This is a genomic window from Streptomyces sp. SAI-170 (genome assembly GCF_049739565.1).
Classification (GTDB): Bacteria; Actinomycetota; Actinomycetes; order Streptomycetales; family Streptomycetaceae; genus Streptomyces.
The window spans coordinates 3,172,400-3,190,897 of record NZ_JBMGQD010000001.1 but is presented as its reverse complement, the minus strand read 5'-3'; the positions used below and the strand labels follow the sequence as shown (position 1 = coordinate 3,190,897).

At 70.5% G+C, this 18,498-nt stretch carries 20 protein-coding genes; 10 read left to right on the top strand and 10 right to left on the bottom strand.

Annotated elements, in window-relative coordinates; genetic code table 11:
- Positions 1-35 precede the first annotated feature (35 nt).
- On the top strand, positions 36-806 hold the full coding sequence (locus RKD23_RS14065) for a group II truncated hemoglobin (protein WP_424853998.1): 771 nt from the start codon (positions 36-38) through the stop codon (positions 804-806).
- A gap of 65 nt (positions 807-871) precedes the next feature.
- The gene (locus RKD23_RS14060; protein ID WP_424853997.1) at positions 872-1,384 is read left to right on the top strand and encodes a hypothetical protein; all 513 of its coding nucleotides are present in this window, start codon (positions 872-874) and stop codon (positions 1,382-1,384) included.
- A 36-nt stretch (positions 1,385-1,420) separates the two neighbouring features.
- Here RKD23_RS14060 and RKD23_RS14055 read toward each other — a convergent pair whose 3' ends face one another.
- Positions 1,421-2,353, bottom strand: a complete 933-nt coding sequence (locus RKD23_RS14055) for a helix-turn-helix domain-containing protein (RefSeq protein WP_424853996.1) — start codon at positions 2,351-2,353, stop codon at positions 1,421-1,423.
- Between the two features lie 173 nt (positions 2,354-2,526).
- Between RKD23_RS14055 and RKD23_RS14050 the strand changes: the two genes are divergently transcribed.
- The gene (locus RKD23_RS14050; protein ID WP_404042565.1) at positions 2,527-3,570 is read left to right on the top strand and encodes an NAD(P)-dependent alcohol dehydrogenase; all 1,044 of its coding nucleotides are present in this window, start codon (positions 2,527-2,529) and stop codon (positions 3,568-3,570) included.
- A gap of 154 nt (positions 3,571-3,724) precedes the next feature.
- Positions 3,725-4,111 (top strand): VOC family protein, encoded by a 387-nt coding sequence (locus RKD23_RS14045; RefSeq protein ID WP_424853995.1) that lies wholly within the window; start codon positions 3,725-3,727, stop codon positions 4,109-4,111.
- Between the two features lie 38 nt (positions 4,112-4,149).
- Here the strand turns inward: RKD23_RS14045 and RKD23_RS14040 are convergent, their stop codons facing one another.
- The 4 genes from RKD23_RS14040 to RKD23_RS14025 form a co-directional block, all read right to left on the bottom strand.
- Positions 4,150-6,207 (bottom strand): restriction endonuclease, encoded by a 2,058-nt coding sequence (locus RKD23_RS14040; protein WP_424853994.1) that lies wholly within the window; start codon positions 6,205-6,207, stop codon positions 4,150-4,152.
- A 116-nt stretch (positions 6,208-6,323) separates the two neighbouring features.
- On the bottom strand, positions 6,324-6,740 hold the full coding sequence (locus tag RKD23_RS14035; protein WP_424853993.1) for a hypothetical protein: 417 nt from the start codon (positions 6,738-6,740) through the stop codon (positions 6,324-6,326).
- Between the two features lie 165 nt (positions 6,741-6,905).
- Positions 6,906-8,123 (bottom strand): FG-GAP-like repeat-containing protein, encoded by a 1,218-nt coding sequence (locus RKD23_RS14030; protein WP_424853992.1) that lies wholly within the window; start codon positions 8,121-8,123, stop codon positions 6,906-6,908.
- A 181-nt stretch (positions 8,124-8,304) separates the two neighbouring features.
- On the bottom strand, positions 8,305-9,423 hold the full coding sequence (locus tag RKD23_RS14025; RefSeq protein WP_424853991.1) for a hypothetical protein: 1,119 nt from the start codon (positions 9,421-9,423) through the stop codon (positions 8,305-8,307).
- 130 nt (positions 9,424-9,553) lie between these two features.
- Between RKD23_RS14025 and RKD23_RS14020 the strand changes: the two genes are divergently transcribed.
- On the top strand, positions 9,554-10,708 hold the full coding sequence (locus tag RKD23_RS14020) for a cystathionine gamma-synthase (protein ID WP_424853990.1): 1,155 nt from the start codon (positions 9,554-9,556) through the stop codon (positions 10,706-10,708).
- Positions 10,709-10,711: 3 nt separating this feature from the next.
- On the opposite strand, the gene RKD23_RS14015 is transcribed toward RKD23_RS14020, so the two are convergent.
- The 3 genes from RKD23_RS14015 to RKD23_RS14005 form a co-directional block, all read right to left on the bottom strand.
- The gene (locus RKD23_RS14015) at positions 10,712-10,960 is read right to left on the bottom strand and encodes a hypothetical protein (RefSeq protein ID WP_424853989.1); all 249 of its coding nucleotides are present in this window, start codon (positions 10,958-10,960) and stop codon (positions 10,712-10,714) included.
- Between the two features lie 19 nt (positions 10,961-10,979).
- The gene (locus tag RKD23_RS14010) at positions 10,980-11,483 is read right to left on the bottom strand and encodes a sigma factor-like helix-turn-helix DNA-binding protein (protein ID WP_424853988.1); all 504 of its coding nucleotides are present in this window, start codon (positions 11,481-11,483) and stop codon (positions 10,980-10,982) included.
- Between the two features lie 233 nt (positions 11,484-11,716).
- Positions 11,717-12,223 carry a MarR family winged helix-turn-helix transcriptional regulator gene (locus RKD23_RS14005; RefSeq protein ID WP_404042649.1) on the bottom strand — a complete coding sequence of 169 codons (507 nt, stop codon included), beginning with the start codon at positions 12,221-12,223 and terminating at the stop codon, positions 11,717-11,719.
- Positions 12,224-12,386: 163 nt separating this feature from the next.
- On the opposite strand from RKD23_RS14005, the gene ilvA reads away from it, so the two are divergent.
- The 3 genes from ilvA (at position 12,387) to RKD23_RS13990 (ending at position 15,966) form a co-directional block, all read left to right on the top strand.
- Positions 12,387-13,616, top strand: coding sequence for a threonine ammonia-lyase (ilvA, locus tag RKD23_RS14000; RefSeq protein WP_424853987.1), 1,230 nt, complete (start codon positions 12,387-12,389; stop codon positions 13,614-13,616).
- Between the two features lie 479 nt (positions 13,617-14,095).
- Complete coding sequence (locus RKD23_RS13995) at positions 14,096-15,124, top strand: ATP-binding cassette domain-containing protein (protein ID WP_424853986.1); 1,029 nt, start codon at positions 14,096-14,098, stop codon at positions 15,122-15,124.
- Entirely contained in the window at positions 15,121-15,966 is an 846-nt protein-coding gene (locus RKD23_RS13990; RefSeq protein ID WP_424853985.1) for an ABC transporter permease, read from the top strand. Before RKD23_RS13995 ends, RKD23_RS13990 begins: the two co-directional genes overlap by 4 nt.
- An 89-nt stretch (positions 15,967-16,055) precedes the next feature.
- Here the strand turns inward: RKD23_RS13990 and greA are convergent, their stop codons facing one another.
- Positions 16,056-16,556, bottom strand: coding sequence for a transcription elongation factor GreA (gene greA, locus RKD23_RS13985; RefSeq protein WP_424853984.1), 501 nt, complete (start codon positions 16,554-16,556; stop codon positions 16,056-16,058).
- Between the two features lie 188 nt (positions 16,557-16,744).
- Positions 16,745-17,143 (bottom strand): DUF4307 domain-containing protein, encoded by a 399-nt coding sequence (locus tag RKD23_RS13980; RefSeq protein ID WP_424853983.1) that lies wholly within the window; start codon positions 17,141-17,143, stop codon positions 16,745-16,747.
- 169 nt (positions 17,144-17,312) lie between these two features.
- Here RKD23_RS13980 and mca point away from each other — a divergent pair, with 169 nt between their 5' ends.
- Positions 17,313-18,173 carry a mycothiol conjugate amidase Mca gene (mca, locus tag RKD23_RS13975; protein ID WP_424858230.1) on the top strand — a complete coding sequence of 287 codons (861 nt, stop codon included), beginning with the start codon at positions 17,313-17,315 and terminating at the stop codon, positions 18,171-18,173.
- Between the two features lies 1 nt (position 18,174).
- Positions 18,175-18,408: a hypothetical protein gene (locus tag RKD23_RS13970; RefSeq protein ID WP_424853982.1), complete on the top strand. Its 234-nt coding sequence runs from the start codon at positions 18,175-18,177 to the stop codon at positions 18,406-18,408.
- Positions 18,409-18,498: the final 90 nt, after the last annotated feature.

Below are 18,498 nucleotides of genomic sequence, written 5' to 3'. Positions count from 1 at the left end.
TGCTTCCGGCGGGCCGTTCGTGCTTGTGTGACCCCATGACGGCTCACACGGTGGAGTACATCCGGTACCGCATTCCCGAAGAGCGCTCGGCGGAGTTCCTGGCCGCCTACACCCGCGCCGCGACGCAGCTGGCCGCGGCCCCGCAATGTGTCGACTACGAACTCACCCGCTGCGAGGAGGACGCCGAGCACCACATCCTGCGCATCACCTGGACCTCCACCGCCGACCACCTGGAAGGCTTCCGCAAATCCGACCTGTTCCCGGCCTTCCTCGCCGAGATCAGGCCGTACATCGCGGACATCGAGGAGATGCGCCACTACGCCCCCACCCCGGTGCGCGGCCCGGGCGCGGCCGTCCCCAGCCTCTACGACTGGGCGGGCGGCGCCGCGGCCCTTGCCCGCCTGACGTCGGTCTTCTACGACAAGGTCCTGAAGGACGACCTCCTCGCGCCGGTCTTCGCCGGCCTCGACCCCGCCCACGCCGAACACGTCGCCCTCTGGCTCGGCGAGGTCTTCGGCGGTCCGCCCCGCTACTCCGAGACCCAGGGCGGCCACAGCCACATGGTCGCCAAGCATCTCGGCAAGGGCATCACCGAGCCCCAGCGCCGCCGCTGGGTCAACCTCGTCCAGGACGCGGCCGACGAGGCCGGCCTGCCCACCGACGCCGAGTTCCGGTCCGCCTTCCTCGCCTACGTCGAGTGGGGCACCCGCCTCGCGCTGTACTTCTCCGGCCCCGACGCGGCACCCCCCGCCGAGCAGCCGGTGCCCCGGTGGACGTGGGGCGCCGCACCGCCGTACCAGGGCTGAGCGGCCGCGGGCAGGGTCGCGGTCACGTCGTGTCAGGGGTGAGCGGGCCGCCGTAGAGTCGCCGTATGACCGCTGCCGTCACCGCCATGATCACCGCCGTCGTCGGTGTCCTCGGCACGCTCTTCGCGCCCGTCCTCAGCCAGCGGCTGACCGACCGCCGACGTGCCGAGGAGGCCGGCGCCGCCGTACGTGAGCGGCGGCTGACCGAGCGGCGGGAGGCGTACACCGCGATGAACCGGTCCGCCCGGCAGTTCCACACCCTGCTCAAGGACGCACTGCACCGCGTCCGCGACGGCGTGTGGACCGAGCAGGACCGCGATCACCTCGAAGAGGTGCGCCGCGAGTACCGCGACCGGTACGCCGAGGCGCAGATGATCGTGCCCGAGCGGATCCTCGACGCCTCCCGGGCCGTCAACGAGGTCCTCGCCGCGAGCGACGCGGCCGTCAAGCGCCTCGACCGCGGCCTGGCCCGGCCGGGCGAGGACCCCGACGCGGCTCTGCTCGCGCTGAAGGAGGCCGAACCGCGGCTGTCGGCGATGCGGCGGCTGATGCGGGAGGACCTGGGCGTGGCCGACTGACCCAGTGCTGTACGCCGCTGTCCCGACCCGCGTGACTCAGTGCTGTACGCCGCTGCCCTGACCCGCGCGGGTCGCGTCCGTGCCCCAGCTGGCCAGTAGCCGCAGTGCCTCCGCGGAGGGCGTGGCCGGGTCGGCGTGATAGGTGACCAGGACCTGCTCGGAGTCGTCGGCGAGGCGGAAGGACTCGAAGCGCAGGGACAGCTCGCCCACCAGCGGATGGCGCAGCAGCTTCACCCCGTGCGACTTCTCCTTCACGTCATGGGTGGCCCACAGCCGACGGAAGTCCTCGCTCTTCACGGACAGTTCGCCCACCAGCGCCGACAGCCGCGGATCGTCCGGATAGCAGCCGGCGTCCATCCGCAGATGGCACACGATGTCGATCGCCTTCTGCTCCCAGTCCTGGAACAGGTCGTGGTAGTCGGGCCTCAGGAACACTAGCCGCGCCCAGTTGCGGTGCGCGGCCGGCAGCTCCGCCCAGTCCCCGAAGAGCGCCGCCGCCATCCGGTTCCACGCCAGGATGTCCGAGCGCCGCCCCACGACGTACGCCGGGACCGCGTCCATGGTGTCCAGCAGCTGCCGCAGCGCCGGACGCACCTGCTGGCTGCGCGCGGCCGGCTTCTTCTTGTGCTGCTTGGGGTTGGCCAGGTGCGTCAGATGCGCGTGCTCGGCGTCGGTCAGCCTGAGCGCCCGGGCGATGGCGTCCAGCACCTCCGTGGACACATTGCGTCCGTTGCCCTGCTCCAGGCGCGTGTAGTACGCCACCGACACCCCGGCCAGCTGGGCCAGCTCCTCGCGACGCAACCCGGGCACCCTGCGCTGCCTGCCGAACTCCGGCAGCCCCACGTCCTGCGGCTTGAGCCGGGCACGCCGGGTGCGCAGGAACTCGCTGAGCTCGGCTCGGCGGTCCAGGGCGGTGCCGGACTCGGGCGCGGCGTCAGTCGCGGACTCGGATGCGGGCTGTGCTTCCATACGGTCCAGTATTCCCGGACGTACGCCCGCAAGCCTGACCTTGCCAGTGGTAGGCACAGCGTGCGTAGGCACAGCCGTGACCTGGGCGGATGCCTGCCGTTGCGGCAGGCTGGTCAGCGTGCCCGGCCGAAAGGCAGCCGGGCGCGGATCACTCTGCTAGGAGAACCCCCGGCATGACCACTGTTGCTGCGTACGCCGCCCCCGCCGCCAAGGCTCCGCTGGAGCGCACCACCATCGAGCGGCGCGAGGTGGGCGAGCACGACGTCCTGATCGACATCAAGTACGCGGGTATCTGCCACTCCGACATCCACCAGGCCCGTGAGGGCTGGGGCGAGGCGATCTTCCCGATGGTCCCCGGCCATGAGATCGCGGGCGTCGTCTCCGCCGTCGGCTCCGGCGTGACCAAGTACGCCGTGGGCGACCGGGTGGGCGTCGGCTGCATGGTCGACTCCTGCCGCGAGTGCGACAACTGCAAGGCCGGCCTGGAGCAGTACTGCACCGGCGGCGGCATGGTCGGCACGTACAACGCCGTCGGCAAGGACGGCGAGCCCACCTACGGCGGCTACTCCGAGAAGATCGTCGTCGACGAGAACTACGTCGTGCGCATCCCCGACGGCCTGGCGCTCGACGAGGCCGCGCCGCTGCTGTGCGCCGGCATCACCCTGTACTCCCCGCTCAAGCACTGGGGCGCCGGCCCCGGCAAGAAGGTCGCGATCCTCGGCATGGGCGGCCTCGGCCACATGGGCGTCAAGATCGCGCACGCCCTCGGCGCCGAGGTGACCGTCCTGTCGCAGTCGCTGCGCAAGAAGGACGACGGCCTCAAGCTGGGCGCCGACCACTACTACGCCACCAGCGACCCGAAGACCTTCCAGGAGCTGGCCGGCACCTTCGACCTGATCGTCTCGACGGTCTCGGCCCCGCTGGACTTCAACGCGTACCTCACGCTGCTGAAGACCGACGGTGCCCTGGTGAACGTCGGCGCCCCCGAGGAGCCGATCTCCCTCAACCTCTTCTCCGTCATCGGCAACCGCAAGACGCTCGCCGGTTCCATGATCGGCGGCATCGCCGAGACCCAGGAGATGCTCGACTTCTGCGCGGGGCACGGCTTCGGCGCCGAGATCGAGCTGATCCGGGCCGAGGAGATCAACGAGGCGTACGAGCGCGTACTGAACAGCGATGTGCGCTACCGCTTCGTGATCGACGCGTCGACGATCTGACCTGACGCTGTACGAGGCCCCCGGGGAGCGCCCCGGGGGCCTCGGCGTACGTCCGGGGAAGACCAGGGCCGTACGCGCGCGGTAGGCCCATGGACCTACCCGGATCGTCCGTAGGTCTGTGGTGCGGGGCAGGGCCGCTGCCTAGCGTGGAAGCATGACCGTGCAGCTGAACCACACCATCGTCAGCGCTCACGACAAGAAGGCCTCGGCCCGCTTCCTCGCCGACCTCCTCGGCCTGGAGGTGAGCCCGCAGTACGGCCCCTTCGTCCCCGTCGAGATACCCAACGGCGTGACCCTCGACTACATGGACTCACCCGGCGACATCACGCCCCAGCACTACGCCTTCCTGGTCTCCGAGACCGACTTCGACACCATCTTCACCCGCATCCGCGCCGCCGGCCTGACCTACTGGGCCGACCCGTTCCACTCCCGCCCTGGCGAGATCAACCACAACGACGGCGGCCGCGGCACGTACTTCGAGGACCCGAACGGGCACAACCTGGAGATACTGACGCGGCCTTATGGGAGCGGGGCTGCATGACAGCACCGGACAGCAGGGCCAGCTCTTGACCGGTGGCGTCACTCCACCTCGATGCCGTACTCCCCGACAAGCTGCTCCAGACCCCCGGTGTATCCCTTCCCTCCCAGTACGAAGTCCCAGTCTCCGCTCGGCCTGCGCCGGAAGGAGCCGAGCACCAGCGCGGTCTCGTGGACACGACCGTCGGAGACCTCGAGCCGGCCCAGCTCAGTCATGCCCGGGTCCAGCAACCTGATGCATGCGTCGGTGAACCCGGAGAGGTCCGCCTGCGGGTTCACCTCTGGATCGACGGCCGCCACCAGAACCAACCGGTCGGCGTGCTGCGGCAGCGCGTCGAAGGACACCCGGACCGCCGCCTTGTCCGGCGCCACAGCGGATGCCGCTCGCACCGACCCGTCCGGGCTCTGCGGGTTGTTGAAGAAGACGAAGTGGTCTTCGCTCAGGACCCGGTTCCCATGGCAGACGAGCGCGCATACGTCCAAGGCGACGCTGCCGGACCACGTCATACCGAGCACGTTGTAGTCGTCGACCGGGGCGGACGGCGCGGAGGGTGTCGGCTCCGCCGCGGCCGACGGCATTCCCTCGCCCAGACGGCCGCGAAGCCCATGCCGGTGCAGCAGATCGACAAGTTCGCCGCCCGAAATGAGCTCCAGCGGCTTACCTCGCGCGAAGGTGTGGGAGCCGGGACCGAAGCCCGACGTGGTCACCAGGACGCCCTTGTTGGCACCCGCGTCCTGCACGGTGCCGTACAGGTCACGCACAGCCGTGGGCGGCACCGTGCTGCGGTAGCGCTTCACCTGTACGACGATCTTGCCGCCCCGGATGGGCGTCGGGTCCTGCGCGTCCACATCCACGCCGCCGTCGTTCGAGCGCTGGGTCGTCACCGCCTGCATTCCCATGGCGCGGAACAGGTCGGCCACGAGCGACTCGAAGGCGATCGGGTCCATGTCGTACAGGTCTGGCTCCTGGTCACCGCCATGAGTGACCACGTGATCCCCCACGTCCTGGGGCTTCCGACTCGGCCGTACGGAGGTGAGTTGGTCGGGTCGGGCTGCGAGCTGTCCCCGCAACGCGTCCGTCAGGCAGCTGACAGCTTCGACCTGCGTCAAGTGCAGGCCGGTGAAGACCGCCCGCTGCGCCATGACGGTCGCCAGGAAGATGTGTGTCTGCCGGCCCGTCGCGGGATCGTGGGCGTCGACGAAGCCATTCAGGGCCACCGAGTCGAGGATGTCGTACTCGTCCGCTGCGAAGAGCTGGTGCAGAACCAGCAGCATCCCCTGCGCCAGCACTTCCCTGTACAGTGCACGGCGCTGGGTCACCGGACGTGCGGTTTCCTTGTCCTGGTCCTGGGCGGGTACGTATCTCACCGACTTCGCCTCGGGGACGACGTCGTACCCGGGCAGCTCCCAGTCCAGGACGAGCTGCCGGGCCGCAGGGTCGAATGCCGCCGCGACCTGTCGCGGAAACCCCTCGGGCCAGGCGGTCGACGAGTAGAGGGCGGCCGAGAAGTACTCGACCACCGAGTCGGGGTCACCACGCCGGACGCCCTCGATCACCTCCGAGACGTCGGCGTTGTGCCGCCGCACCTCCGCCTGCTGGGCCGCCGCCCGCTGCTCGTGATCCCGCCGCAGGGCCGCTAACTGCTGCTGCCGCTGGCCTTCGGCCACCTGAGCAGCTTGCCAGTCCCGTTCGAAACGAGCCTGAGCCTCCGCTTGGGCCTGCGCACGACGAGTGGCCGTCCATCCGCCCTGTGCCTGGTACTGGCTCGGATCAGGCATGCGCACGGGCCAGGCGAGCGGCCCCGGGTCGAACGGTGCAGTCTCTGCGGTCCGCAACAACGACGACGCGCTGAAGGCCGGCGCCCGGCACCCCGCGCCGAGCAGTCCCTGCAAAGCAGCGATCCGAGCCTCCAACTCCTCGGTGCGCCGCCTCGCCTCCGCGTTCCGGTAATCCTTGTACTCCTGGGCGGCACGTCGGTGATGTGCCCGCGCCTGCTGTGCCTCTGCCCGGCTCCGTCTGGCCTCGGCTTCCACTTGACGCTGGTGCTGGCGCTGCATTTCGGCCCAGACACCGACAAAACCAGCAGAGCGACGACTCATGCGTTACAGGCCCTCCCCAGGACGTCGGCATGGCCGACCGAGCTCTGGTCGCCCCCACGACCAGTAGTAACCGCAAGACTTTATCCAGCAATCACCGCCCTGAACATCCACTTGCCTCAGCCGACAGCGGCGCCGGGTATCAGTGCCACCAGGCCGGAGATAAAACTGCCCACGGCCGCGAGTGTGACGAGGGCTGCCTTGCCGTCGGAGAACAACCCGGCGCAGAACTCGCGTACGCGTCGGCGAATGATCAGCATTCTGAGCTTCTGCCATCGGTGCTGGCGGATGTGGCAGCCCATGAGGAGGCCGTTTGCGTTGTTGCGGCAGCCGTCCTTCCGCCCCCTGACCGGTGCCCCACAGGTCACGGGAGCCTGGAAGAAGGACCACAGGAGCACGGCGGCGGAAAGGACGACGATCGCCACGGGTCCGGCCGCCCCATTGACCCAGACAGCGATGAGCAGTGCGCCGGCCAGCACCCCCCACCACTGCCCCAACCCACCGAGCCCACTGCTCCCCGCCCCCGAAGTCGCCATGATGGTCATGGTGGCGAGGCGTGTGGCGAATCATGTTCTGAATGGGGCAGTGTGACCGAAACACTGCTCTACGAAGGCTGACGTTCTACGGAACCGGACCGCAGCCGAAGCATGGTGTCGGCCCCCGGCTGGGGTGAAATGGTCAGGGGCCGAGGTGGGCGGGGATCAGAAGGAGCCGTTGAGGCCCCACCATTCGCCGTCGGTGCGTTCGCCGGCGGCCAGGCGGCCGTTGCCCAGGCCCTTGTAGGTGAGCAGCCAGCCGGGGTTGCCGGAGAAGCCGTCGATCACGTACCTCTCGTTGGTGACGGCGGCGAGGTCGGGGCGGCCGTCGCCGGAGAAGTCGCCGACGGGGATGAGGTTCGCCATGGCGTTCCAGCCGCCCGAGCCGACAAGGACGCGCGAGCCGAGGGCGCCGGAGCGGCCGGGGTAGAGCCACAGCTTGCCGGTGGCGGCCTCGCGGGCGTAGAGGTCGGCGCGGCCGTCGCCGTTCATGTCGCCGACGCCGGCGAGGGCGTTCATGCTGTTCCAGCCGCCTCGGCCGATGACCTTGCGCGCACCGAGCCGGCCGGTGGAGGTGCCCGGGTACAGGTACAGCTTCCCCGTGGCCTTCTCCACCGCGAGCAGGTCGGAACGCCGGTCGTCGGTCAGATCGCCGAAGGCGGTGACCTTGCTCAGGGAGTTCCACCCGCCCGAGCCGAGGAGCCTGCGGGTGCCGAGGGAGCCGGTGCCGGTGCCGGGGTAGAGCCACAGCCTGCCGGTGGACGCCTCGCGGGCGATGACGTCCTCCCGGCCGTCCCTGCTGAAGTCGCCGTGCCGCGTGAGGGCGTTCATGCCGTTCCAGCCGCTGCCGATGAGCCGGCCGGTGCCGTTGCCCGGCGTGAACCACATCCGTCCGGCCTGGTCGCGGGTGATCACATCGGCCCTGCGGTCACCGTTCATGTCCCCGAAGCCCAGGGCCTGCGGGGAGGTCTGGGAGTGCCAGCGCGGGTAGGCGGTCTGGCTGCACTCGCGCTCGGTGCGGACGAACTTGATCGAGCTGGTGGTCGCGACCGGCTCCCCGTTGTACTCGCCGGGTGAGTTCGGGTCCTGCGCCCAGTAGCCGCCCCACGGCGAGTAGTTCTTGTCCTCGTAGACGCAGGCGATCACCTTCGTACGGTTGACGTACGAGCGGATCTTGTTGTCCCAGCCGCCCAGGTCCGCGACGTTCTGCTTCGTCTTCCACATCGAGCCGTCGGCGTTCTCGCCCGTCCATCCGCAGAAGTAGCCTGCGGGGCAGTCGTACGAACTCGCCGCCGCGGGCGTCGCGTTCACCGCCGCGAGGCCGCCACCGGCCAGCGTCAGACCGGCCAGCGTGGCCATGCCTTGCTCGAACCGCTTCCCCATGTGTGTGTTCCCCTCCCCTGGGTGCCCGCCGAGGCGGGCCGGTCAGTCGTGGAGCAGCGTCGCACGGCGTCGGCCGACCGGCTCCTCGTCCCCCCCCCAAGCGGGACGAGCAGTTCGGGAAACGGCCCTCCCGGACCGCGGGCGAGGCCGGTCCCGCCCCCGCGGCGCGCCGGCCCGCCGCTCAGCTGTGCAGCGTCGCCGGTGTGCCGCCGTTCGCCTCGTAGCCCGCGACCGCGAGGGCGCGGAATATCGCGAACTGGGCGGCCGGGTCGGCGGACAGGGTCCAGGGGAGGGCGCCGACGTGGCCGTCGACGTGGACGAGCTGGCTCATGGCTTCGGACCAGCGCTCGGCGCGGACCAGGAAGAACAGCAGCAGGTGGCGGACGTGGGCGAGCATCGGGTCGTCGGCGCGCGCGGAGTGCACCGCGTGCAGGGCGCCGTGCATCGCCTTGGTGACGACCTCGCTCTGGTAGAAGCTCGCGACCAGGTTGACCTCGGGCAGGTGCTCGAAGACGGCGAACAGCGGCATCGCCGCGAGCAGCGAACCCTGCGGGGCCCGCGCCGCCGCGGCCTCGGCGAAGGCGTAGGCCTGCTCGCGCGAGCCGTGCCACTTCTCGCACCAGTAGTGCAGGGCCGCCAGATGCGCGCCCATGTGCGCGGGCGCGTGGTCCAGGATCTTCAGCCAGAGCTGCTCGAACTCGGCCTGCGAGTAGGCCAGGCCCCGCGCAACGGACAGCTCGATGATGTGGGGGACCGGGTCGCCGGGGGAGAGCAGCGCCGCGTCGGCACACGCCGCCCTGGCCTCCTCCATGATGATCCGGAAGTCGTCCGTGCCCGGCGTCGACGTACGCCACGCCTGCTGCACCAGGAACTCGGCGTGCACCGCCGCCCCGCCCGCGTCCTTCGGCGCCTCCGCGCGCCACACCCGCAGCCACTGCCCGCCGGGCGTCTCGCTGACCCCGCCCGGCTGCTGCTGGAGCTCCAGCGCCGCCGCACCGGCGAAGGCCTGCACACGCTGCCAGCGCCGCTCGCCCTCCGTCTCGGTCCCCGCGAGCAGCTGGGCCGCCGCCCGGTGGTCCTGGGTGCGCTGCACCAGGTCCAGCACGTCCAGCAGATCCTGGTCGGGGCCGGGCATGCGCACGTCGAGCTCCTCCTGCCGCACGAACCCGTAGTTCGCGGGGTCGGCGGCGTCCGGGTGCTGCGGGGACACCAGCTCGATGCCGCGGCGCCTGCGCATGACGAACGGACCGAGCACGAAGCCCAGCATGAGCAGTGCCATCAGGACCCAGAGAATCTCCATGCCTCAAGCGAACCAGACACCGCCGACAATTGGCCAACCTGGCCCCCGGCCTGTGGAAAACCGAGGGGGAACCCTCGTGGCCGCCCACTCGTCCGGCACCCGCCCGTCAGGAGCACTACGCTCGGTGCACATGAGCGACAGGCACATCAGTCAGCACTTCGAGACGCTCGCGATCCACGCGGGCAACACCGCCGACCCTCTGACCGGCGCGGTCGTCCCGCCGATCTACCAGGTGTCCACCTACAAGCAGGACGGCGTCGGCGGTCTGCGCGGCGGCTACGAGTACAGCCGCAGCGCCAACCCCACCAGGACCGCCCTGGAGGAGAACCTCGCCGCCCTGGAGGGCGGCCGCCGCGGCCTCGCGTTCGCGTCCGGACTGGCGGCCGAGGACTGCCTGTTGCGTACGCTGCTCAGCCCCGGCGACCACGTGGTGATCCCGAACGACGCCTACGGCGGCACGTTCCGGCTCTTCGCCAAGGTCGTCGCCCGCTGGGGCGTGGAGTGGTCGGTCGCGAACACCAGCGACCCGGCCGCGGTGCGCGCCGCGATCACCCCGAAGACCAAGGTCGTCTGGGTGGAGACGCCCTCCAACCCGCTGCTCGGCATCACCGACATCGCCGCCGTCGCCCAGGTCGCCCGGGACGCCGGCGCCAAGCTGGTCGTCGACAACACCTTCGCCACGCCGTACCTCCAGCAGCCGCTGTCGCTCGGCGCGGACGTGGTCGTGCACTCCCTCACCAAGTACATGGGCGGCCACTCCGACGTGGTCGGCGGCGCGCTGATCGTGGCCGACGAGGGCCTCGGCGAGGAGCTGGCGTACCACCAGAACGCCATGGGCGCGGTCGCCGGGCCCTTCGACTCCTGGCTGGTGCTGCGCGGCACCAAGACGCTGTCGGTGCGCATGGACCGGCACAGCGAGAACGCCACCAAGATCGCCGACATGCTCACCCGCCACGCGCGCGTGACGCGGGTGCTCTACCCGGGCCTGCCGGACCACCCGGGCCACGAGGTCGCGGCCAAGCAGATGCGGTCGTTCGGCGGCATGATCTCCTTCCAGGTGGACGGCGGCGAGGAGGCGGCCGTCGAGGTCTGCAACCGCGCCAAGATCTTCACCCTGGGCGAGTCCCTGGGCGGCGTGGAGTCGCTGATCGAGCACCCGGGCCGCATGACCCACGCCTCCGCGGCCGGTTCGGCCCTGGAGGTCCCCGCCGACCTCGTACGCCTCTCCGTGGGCATCGAGAACGTGGACGACCTGCTGGAGGACCTCCAGCAGGCGATCGGCTGACGGCTACCAGCCCTCGAGGGGTGGGGTCGTCTCCGACGGCGGCTCCACCCACGGCTGGACCATGACGGCCCAGACGGCGAACGCCACGACCGCCACGCACAGCAGCAGCCACAGCAGGCGCCGGACCAGGACCTGCCGGTGCAGCAGCCGGCTGCCGTGGCGCACGGCGTCGGTGTACAGCTCGGGCGGCACCGGCGGAGGCGTCCGTTCCATGATCCGCCGCGCCGCCGCCTCCCGGTCGGCCCGGCTCATGACGCCACCGCCCCGGCGCTCACGACGCCACCGCCTTCGCGCCCACGACCGCCGGTGCCGGGCCCCGCGGCGGATGCAGCAGGGTCGCGGTCGCGCGGTCGCAGATGGCGCGCACGCGCTCCACGGGCAGGCCCAGCAGAGCAGCGGCCTGTTCCTCCGCGACACCCTCGTAGAGCCGCAGGACGAGAATCAGCCGCTCCTGCGGGGCGAGCACGGCCAGGACGCTGCCGGGGCGCGGGCGGGCCCGGCCCAGAGCGCCGTACTGATGCCAGGCCGTACGGGCGAAGCGGGTGGCGACATACTGCCGGGTGCGGTTGTACGGGTCCTCGCCGCGCAGTCGGTCCCAGCACGCGTACGTGTGCGCGAGGGCGAGCGTGAGCAGGCGCCGCGCGCGCGGGTTGTCGGTCGGCGTCTCCGCCGTCAGCAGCGTCGCTGTGTGCAGCAGCCGCCCCGAGGCGCCCGCGACGAACGCCTCGAACTCCCGGTCCCGGCGGGCGCCTCGGTCCGCTTGCCGTTCTCGCACCGCACCTCCCCCTGAGGGCGACCATGAGGAATCGGCCCCGGCGGCGCACGGCCGCCGCGCGGCGAACCGGCGTACGACGGGGCTCGGTCTCATATGAGGCCAGGGGTGCCCTTTCGGTCAAGAGCCGCGCAGCAGCCCTGTCACGCGGTACCGGCACCGGGAGGCGGGCGGGGCGAACCTGTGGTCGGCGTACAGGCAGCGGACGCGCGCGTGCGGGCGGCCGGTCGCGGCGCTCAGGACGCCGGCGCGGACTCCGGCCCGGTCATGCCATGGGTGGACATCCGCGCGGAAAGGGCGTCATTGAAGCGGGTGAGGAGCGTGCAGAACGCCTCGCGCTCCTGCGGGCCCCAGTCGTGTGTCAGCTCGTCCATCAACTGACGCCGCGAGGAGCGCACTTCCTCCAGCCGCGACAGCCCGCGCGGGGACAGCTGGAGCACCACGGCCCGCCCGTCCTCGGGGTGCGAGGTGCGCTTGACGAGCCCGGTGTCGACGAGCGGAGCCACCTGCCGGGTGACCGTCGAGGAGTCGATGCCCATGCTCGCGGCGAGCGCCTTGACGCCCATCGGGCCCTCCTTGTCGAGCCGGTTGAGCAGCAGGTACGCGGCGCGGTCCATGGAGTTGCGCACCTGACCGACCCCACCGAGCCGGGTCTGTTCGGCACGGCGGGCGAACACCGCCACCTCGTGCTGCAGAGCGTCGAGGAGACCGGTGTCACCGACGGTCCTCATGTCCATCGACATTTCAGGTGTTGTGGGCATGGCCGGAGGCTCACTTCATGAAGGGGCGGCTGAGTTGGGGGACAGAGTACGCGGATGGGGGACGGGCCGTACCGGCGCTGCGCAAACCGGTCTCGGAGGTTGGTCACAACCGCGCGCGCCGGGTGTGAACTGCGAGACTTGAGACATGAACCACCTCAAGGCCGATCCCCTGCCGCCGGTCACCCTCGACGACGTGCGCGGGGCCCGGAAGATGCTCGCGGGGGTGGCGCGGGTGACCGCGATGGAGGGCAGCCGGCACCTCACGCAGCTGGTGGGGGCGCCCGTCCACCTCAAGTGCGAGAACCTCCAGCGGACGGGCTCGTTCAAGCTGCGCGGCGCCTACGTCCGGATCGCCGGACTGCTCCCCGAGGAGCGGGCCGCGGGGGTGGTGGCCGCGAGCGCGGGCAACCACGCGCAGGGCGTCGCCCTCGCGTCGTCGCTGCTGGGAGTGCGGTCGACGGTGTTCATGCCCAAGGGCGCACCGCTGCCCAAGATCAGCGCGACCCGTGACTACGGCGCCGAGGTGCGGCTGCACGGCCAGGTCGTCGACGAGACCCTCGCGGCGGCCGAGGAGTACGCCGACGAGACGGGCGCGGTCTTCATCCATCCCTTCGACCACCCCGACATCATCGCGGGGCAGGGCACGGTCGGCCTGGAGATCCTCGAGCAGTGCCCCGAGGTGCGGACGATCGTCGTCGGGATCGGCGGCGGCGGGCTGGCCGCGGGGATCGCGGTCGCGGTGAAGGCGCTGCGGCCGGACGTCCGGATCGTCGGCGTGCAGGCCGCGGGCGCGGCCGCGTACCCGCCCTCGCTGGCGGCGGGGCGGCCGGTGGCGCTCACGACCCCGGTGACGATGGCCGACGGCATCCGGGTGGGGCGGCCGGGCGACGTGCCGTTCGGCCTGGTCAGCGAGCTGGTGGACGAGGTGCGCACGGTCACCGAGGACGAGCTGGCCACGGCGCTGCTGCTGTGCCTGGAGCGGGCCAAGCTGGTCGTGGAGCCGGCCGGGGCCAGCCCGGTGGCGGCGCTGCTGAGCGACCCGGGCGCCTTCGAGGGGCCGGTCGTGGCGGTGCTGTCCGGCGGCAACGTCGATCCGGTGCTGCTCCAGCGGGTGCTGCGGCACGGCATGGCCGCGCAGGGCCGCTACCTCGCGGTCCGGCTGCGGCTGACCGACCGGCCGGGGGCCCTCGCCACGCTGCTCGGGGTGCTGTCGGCGGTGGACGCCAACGTGCTCGACGTGGGCCATGTCCGGACCGATCCGCGGCTCGGCCTCACGGAGGCGGAGGTCGACCTGCACCTGGAGACCAAGGGCCCCGTGCACTGCGCGGAGGTCGGCCAGGCGCTGCGCGAGGCGGGGTACCGGGTCATCGACTGAGACCGGGACCGGACGCCGCCCGCCACCGGTCGTCCACCTGGCCACGACCGACCCTCGACCGAGGCCGGGACCGGACGCCGGGTCATCGGCTGAGCCCGCCACCGGTCGTCCACCTGGCCACGACCGACCCTCGACCGAGGCCGGGACCGGGCGCCGGGTCATCGGCTGAGCCGGCCACCGGTCGTCCACCTGGCCACGACCGACCCTCGACCGAGGCCGGGACCGGGCGCCGGGTCATCGGCTGAGCCCGCCACCGGTCGTCCACCTGGCCACGACCGACCCTCGACCGAGGCCGGACCTCCCCCGGTCACTCGTTCGAGCGAAGCCCATTGAGAGACGCGATACATCGCGATACCGTGGACGCACGGCCCCGCACTCGGCGGACTCCGCGCCTCACCTGCACAGCGCGAAAACACCGAGCGGAGCGAAAAGCACGAACCTAGGCTTTCCGCAGAATCCCCAACGACGTGGAGACTCATATGCCAGGCGCCATTCACGCCGAGGGTCTGGTGAAGACCTTCGGCAAGGTAAAGGCACTGGACGGCGTCGACCTCGATGTCCCCGAGGGAACCGTCCTCGGCCTGCTCGGGCCCAACGGCGCGGGCAAGACCACGACGGTGCGCTGTCTGACCACCCTGCTGCGCCCCGACAGCGGCCGCGCGATCGTCGCCGGCCTCGACGTGCTCAAGCAGCCCAACGAGGTACGCCGCTCCATCGGCCTGTCCGGCCAGTTCGCGGCGGTCGACGAACTGCTCACCGGCCGCGAGAACCTCCAGATGGTCGGCCAGCTCTACCAGATGAAGGCCAAGGCCGCGAAGGTCAGGGCCGAGGAGCTGCTGGAGCAGTTCCACCTCACCGAGGCCGCCGACCGCACCGCCAAGACCTACTCCGGCGGCATGCGCCGCAGGCTCGACCTGGCCGCGGCGCTGGTCGTCTCCCCGCCCGTGATGTTCATGGACGAGCCGACGACCGGACTCGACCCGCGCAACCGCCAGCAGCTGTGGGAGGTCATCAAGCAGCTCGTCTCAGGCGGCACCACCCTGCTGCTCACCACGCAGTATCTGGAGGAGGCCGACCACCTTGCGCACGACATCGCGGTCGTCGACCACGGCAAGGTCATCGCCCGCGGCACCTCCGACCAGCTCAAGGCCCGCACCGGCGGCGAGCGCGTGGAAGTCGTCGTCCATGAGCGCGAGGACATACCCACCGCCTCCGAGGTGCTCACCGGCCTCGGCAAGGGCGAGACCAGCTACGAGGAACACACCCGCAAGCTCACCGTGCCCGTCACCGGCGGCGCCAAGCTGCTCGCCGAGATCATCCGCGAACTCGACGTCCGCGGCATCGAGATCGACGACATCGGACTGCGCCGCCCCACCCTCGACGACGTGTTCCTCTCCCTGACCGGCCATGTCGCCGAGGCCAAGCCCGAGGACGAGGAGACCGACGAGCAGACCCCCGCCGACGCGCGGTCACGCAACCGCACCCGCAGAAAGGAGGACGGCCAGTGAGCGCCGTCACCGAGGCCGCACCCGTCGCGGCGGGCCAGAACCCGGTCGTCCAGTCGGTCCGGGACTCGCTCGTCGTCGCCAAGCGCAACCTGATCCGTATGTCCCGGATCCCGGAGATGATCATCTTCGGGCTGATCCAGCCGATCATGTTCGTGGTGCTGTTCAGCTATGTGTTCGGCGGCTCCATGAACATCGGCGGCACCACCGACCCCGGGGTCTACCGCGAGTTCCTGATGGCGGGCATCTTCGCCCAGACCGTCACCTTCGCCACCGCCGGAGCCGGCGCGGGTATCGCCGACGACATGCACAAGGGCCTGATAGACCGGTTCCGCTCGCTGCCCATGGCGCGCGGAGCGGTGCTGACCGGGCGCACCCTCGCCGACCTGGTGCAGACCGCCCTGACCCTGCTCGTCCTGGCCATAGTCGCCCTGCTCGTCGGCTGGCGGACCCACACCAGCTTCGGTGAGGTGCTCGGCGCCTTCGCCCTGCTGCTCCTGCTGGGATACGCGTTCACCTGGGTCGGCGCGCTGATCGGCCTGTCGGTGCGCACACCCGAGGCGGCCACCTCCGGCGGTCTGATCTGGCTCTTCCCGGTGACGTTCCTGTCCAACGCGTTCGTGGACTCCAGCCGGATGACGCCCTGGCTGCGGCATGTGGCGGACTGGAACCCGTTCAGCGCCACGGTGCAGGCCTGCCGGGAGCTGTTCGGCAACCCGGGGGTGTCACCCTCCAGTGCCTGGCCGATGGAGCATCCGGCCTGGGCCTCGCTGATCTGGTCGGTCCTGATCATCGTGGTCTTCCGGACCCTGGCGGTGCGCAAGTACCGCTCGGCCGCGGCCTGAGCGGGCCCGGGACGACCCGGACATGACGAGCCCCCGGCGTCACGAGGGACACCGGGGGCTCGCCGGAACGGCTCCGGAAAAAGCGTGGCTCAGTTCTGGTAGGGCTCGGCCTTGAGGATGCGCACGGAGGCCTTCTTGCCGTTGGGCATCTCGTACTCGGCGTCCTCGCCGACCTTGTGGCCGATCACGCCGGAGCCGAGCGGCGACTGCGGCGAGTAGGTCTCGATGTCGGCGCTGGCGTACTCGCGGGAGGCGAGCAGGAAGGTCAGCGTGTCGTCCTCGTCACCGTCGAAGGCGATCGTCACGACCATGCCGGGGGCCACCGCGCCGTCCGCCGAAGCCGGGGCCTCGCCCACCTGGGCGCTCTCCAGAAGCTGGGTCAGCTGGCGCACACGGAGCTCCTGCTTGCCCTGCTCCTCCTTGGCCGCGTGGTACCCGCCGTTCTCGCGCAGGTCGCCCTCCTCGCGCGCGGCCGCGATCTTGGCGGCGATCTCCGTGCGCGCAGGACCAGTAAGGTACTCAAGCTCGTCCTTGAGCTTGTTGTACGCCTCCTGGGTCAGCCAGGTGACGTTCTCGCTGGTCTGGGTCACAGGGTGCTCCTCGTCGGTACTGGGAATACAAAGCATCGCCCTACCCAGAAGAATGTTCCTTCATGAGTGGGCGAAACCACGAGCCTAACAATTCAGAGGCGGAAGGGGGAGGACATAAGTCACTAAAATCCCGTCAACGCAGGTCAGCGCCCGGTATTCCGAGGAAGGCCGACAGCGCTCGGTTGACGTCAGTCCTCGTGGCAGCCGACCAGCTCGGCGGTGGTGCCCCGGGAGGTGGTACGGAGCGTGACGACCTGGTCGATGCGCGTGGCGGAGCCGTCGAAGCGGAAGTCGGCCCGGCCGACCTCGGCGCCGTTCTCGGCCTGGGAGCGGACCGTGCAGTAGCCGCTGGTCCCGGACTCCTTGTGCACCTCCAGATGCACCTTCACCCGGTCGTCCTCGGCCTGGAAGCCGATCACCTGGGCGCTGATGTCGGTGCCGGCCACGTAGTGGTAGCCGAACCAGCCCACCGCGGCGAGCAGGGCCGCGCCGAGGGCGATGCCGACGACCTTGAGCCTGCGGTCGGCGCGCTCGTCCGAGGAACGGCCGTAACGGCCCTCGGGCAGTCGCGTACTCGCCGTACTCATGATCGTCCTCTCGGCAGTGCGGGACGAATGTCCCGAAAGGGGCCCCGGACCCGGAGCCGGAATTATTCGCCCCCCGATTCGGTCACTATAGAAGCCGCCGTTCGCACCCGGTCACCCCGGGCGCCGACTTCGACTTGAGGATTGAGTCTTGACTGACCAGCTACGACTGATGGCCGTGCACGCCCACCCCGACGACGAGTCGAGCAAGGGCGCGGCCACCATGGCCAAGTACGTGTCCGAGGGGGTGGACGTGCTGGTGGTGACCTGCACGGGCGGGGAGCGCGGGTCCATCCTCAACCCGAAGCTGCAGGGTGACACGTACATCGAGGAGCACATCCACGAGGTGCGCAAGAAAGAGATGGACGAGGCCCGCGAGATTCTCGGGGTCAAGCAGGAGTGGCTCGGATTCGTGGACTCCGGCCTGCCCGAGGGCGACCCGCTGCCGCCGCTGCCGGAGGGCTGCTTCGCCCTGGAGGACGTGGACAAGGCGGCCGGTGAGCTGGTGCGCAAGATCCGCGCCTTCCGGCCGCAGGTGATCACCACCTATGACGAGAACGGCGGCTACCCGCACCCCGACCACATCATGACGCACAAGATCTCCATGGTGGCGTTCGAGGGCGCGGCGGACGCCGGGAAGTACCCGGAGGACGAGTTCGGGCCGGTGTACCAGCCGCGGAAGCTGTACTACAACCAGGGCTTCAACCGGCCGCGCACCATGGCGCTGCACCAGGCGATGCTCGACCGCGGCCTGGACTCCCCCTACGGCGACTGGCTCAAGCGCTGGGACGACTCCGGTCACAAGGACCGCACGCTGACCACGCACATTCCGTGTGCCGAGTTCTTCGAGATCCGTGACAAGGCGCTGGTCGCGCACGCCACGCAGATCGACCCCGAGGGGCCCTGGTTCCGGGTGCCGATGGAGGTCCAGAAGGACGTCTGGCCGACGGAGGAGTACGAGCTCGCCAAGTCGCTCGTGGACACCACCCTCCCCGAGGACGACCTCTTCGCGGGCATCCGCGACAATGCCTGACATGAGCGCAAGCCTGGCACTGACGCACCTCGTCCCCCTCGCCGATGAGATCGACAAGGACAAGGTGACCCCCGGCGTCCTCGGTTTCATCGTGTTCGCGGTGATGGCCCTGGCCGTCTGGGGTCTGATGAAGTCGATGAACCGCCACATGAGCAAGGTCGACTTCCAGGAGACCCCCGAGCGGGAGACGACGCAGGCCGACGTCTCCGGCAAGGCCTCGCCCGCCAAGGGCTGAGCCGCACGCCGACGTAGGCACCGGCGCGGCTCGGTGACCCGGGAGTGACCTCAGGTCTCTCCGGCGCAGGTCACGCCGAGCCGCGCCGCG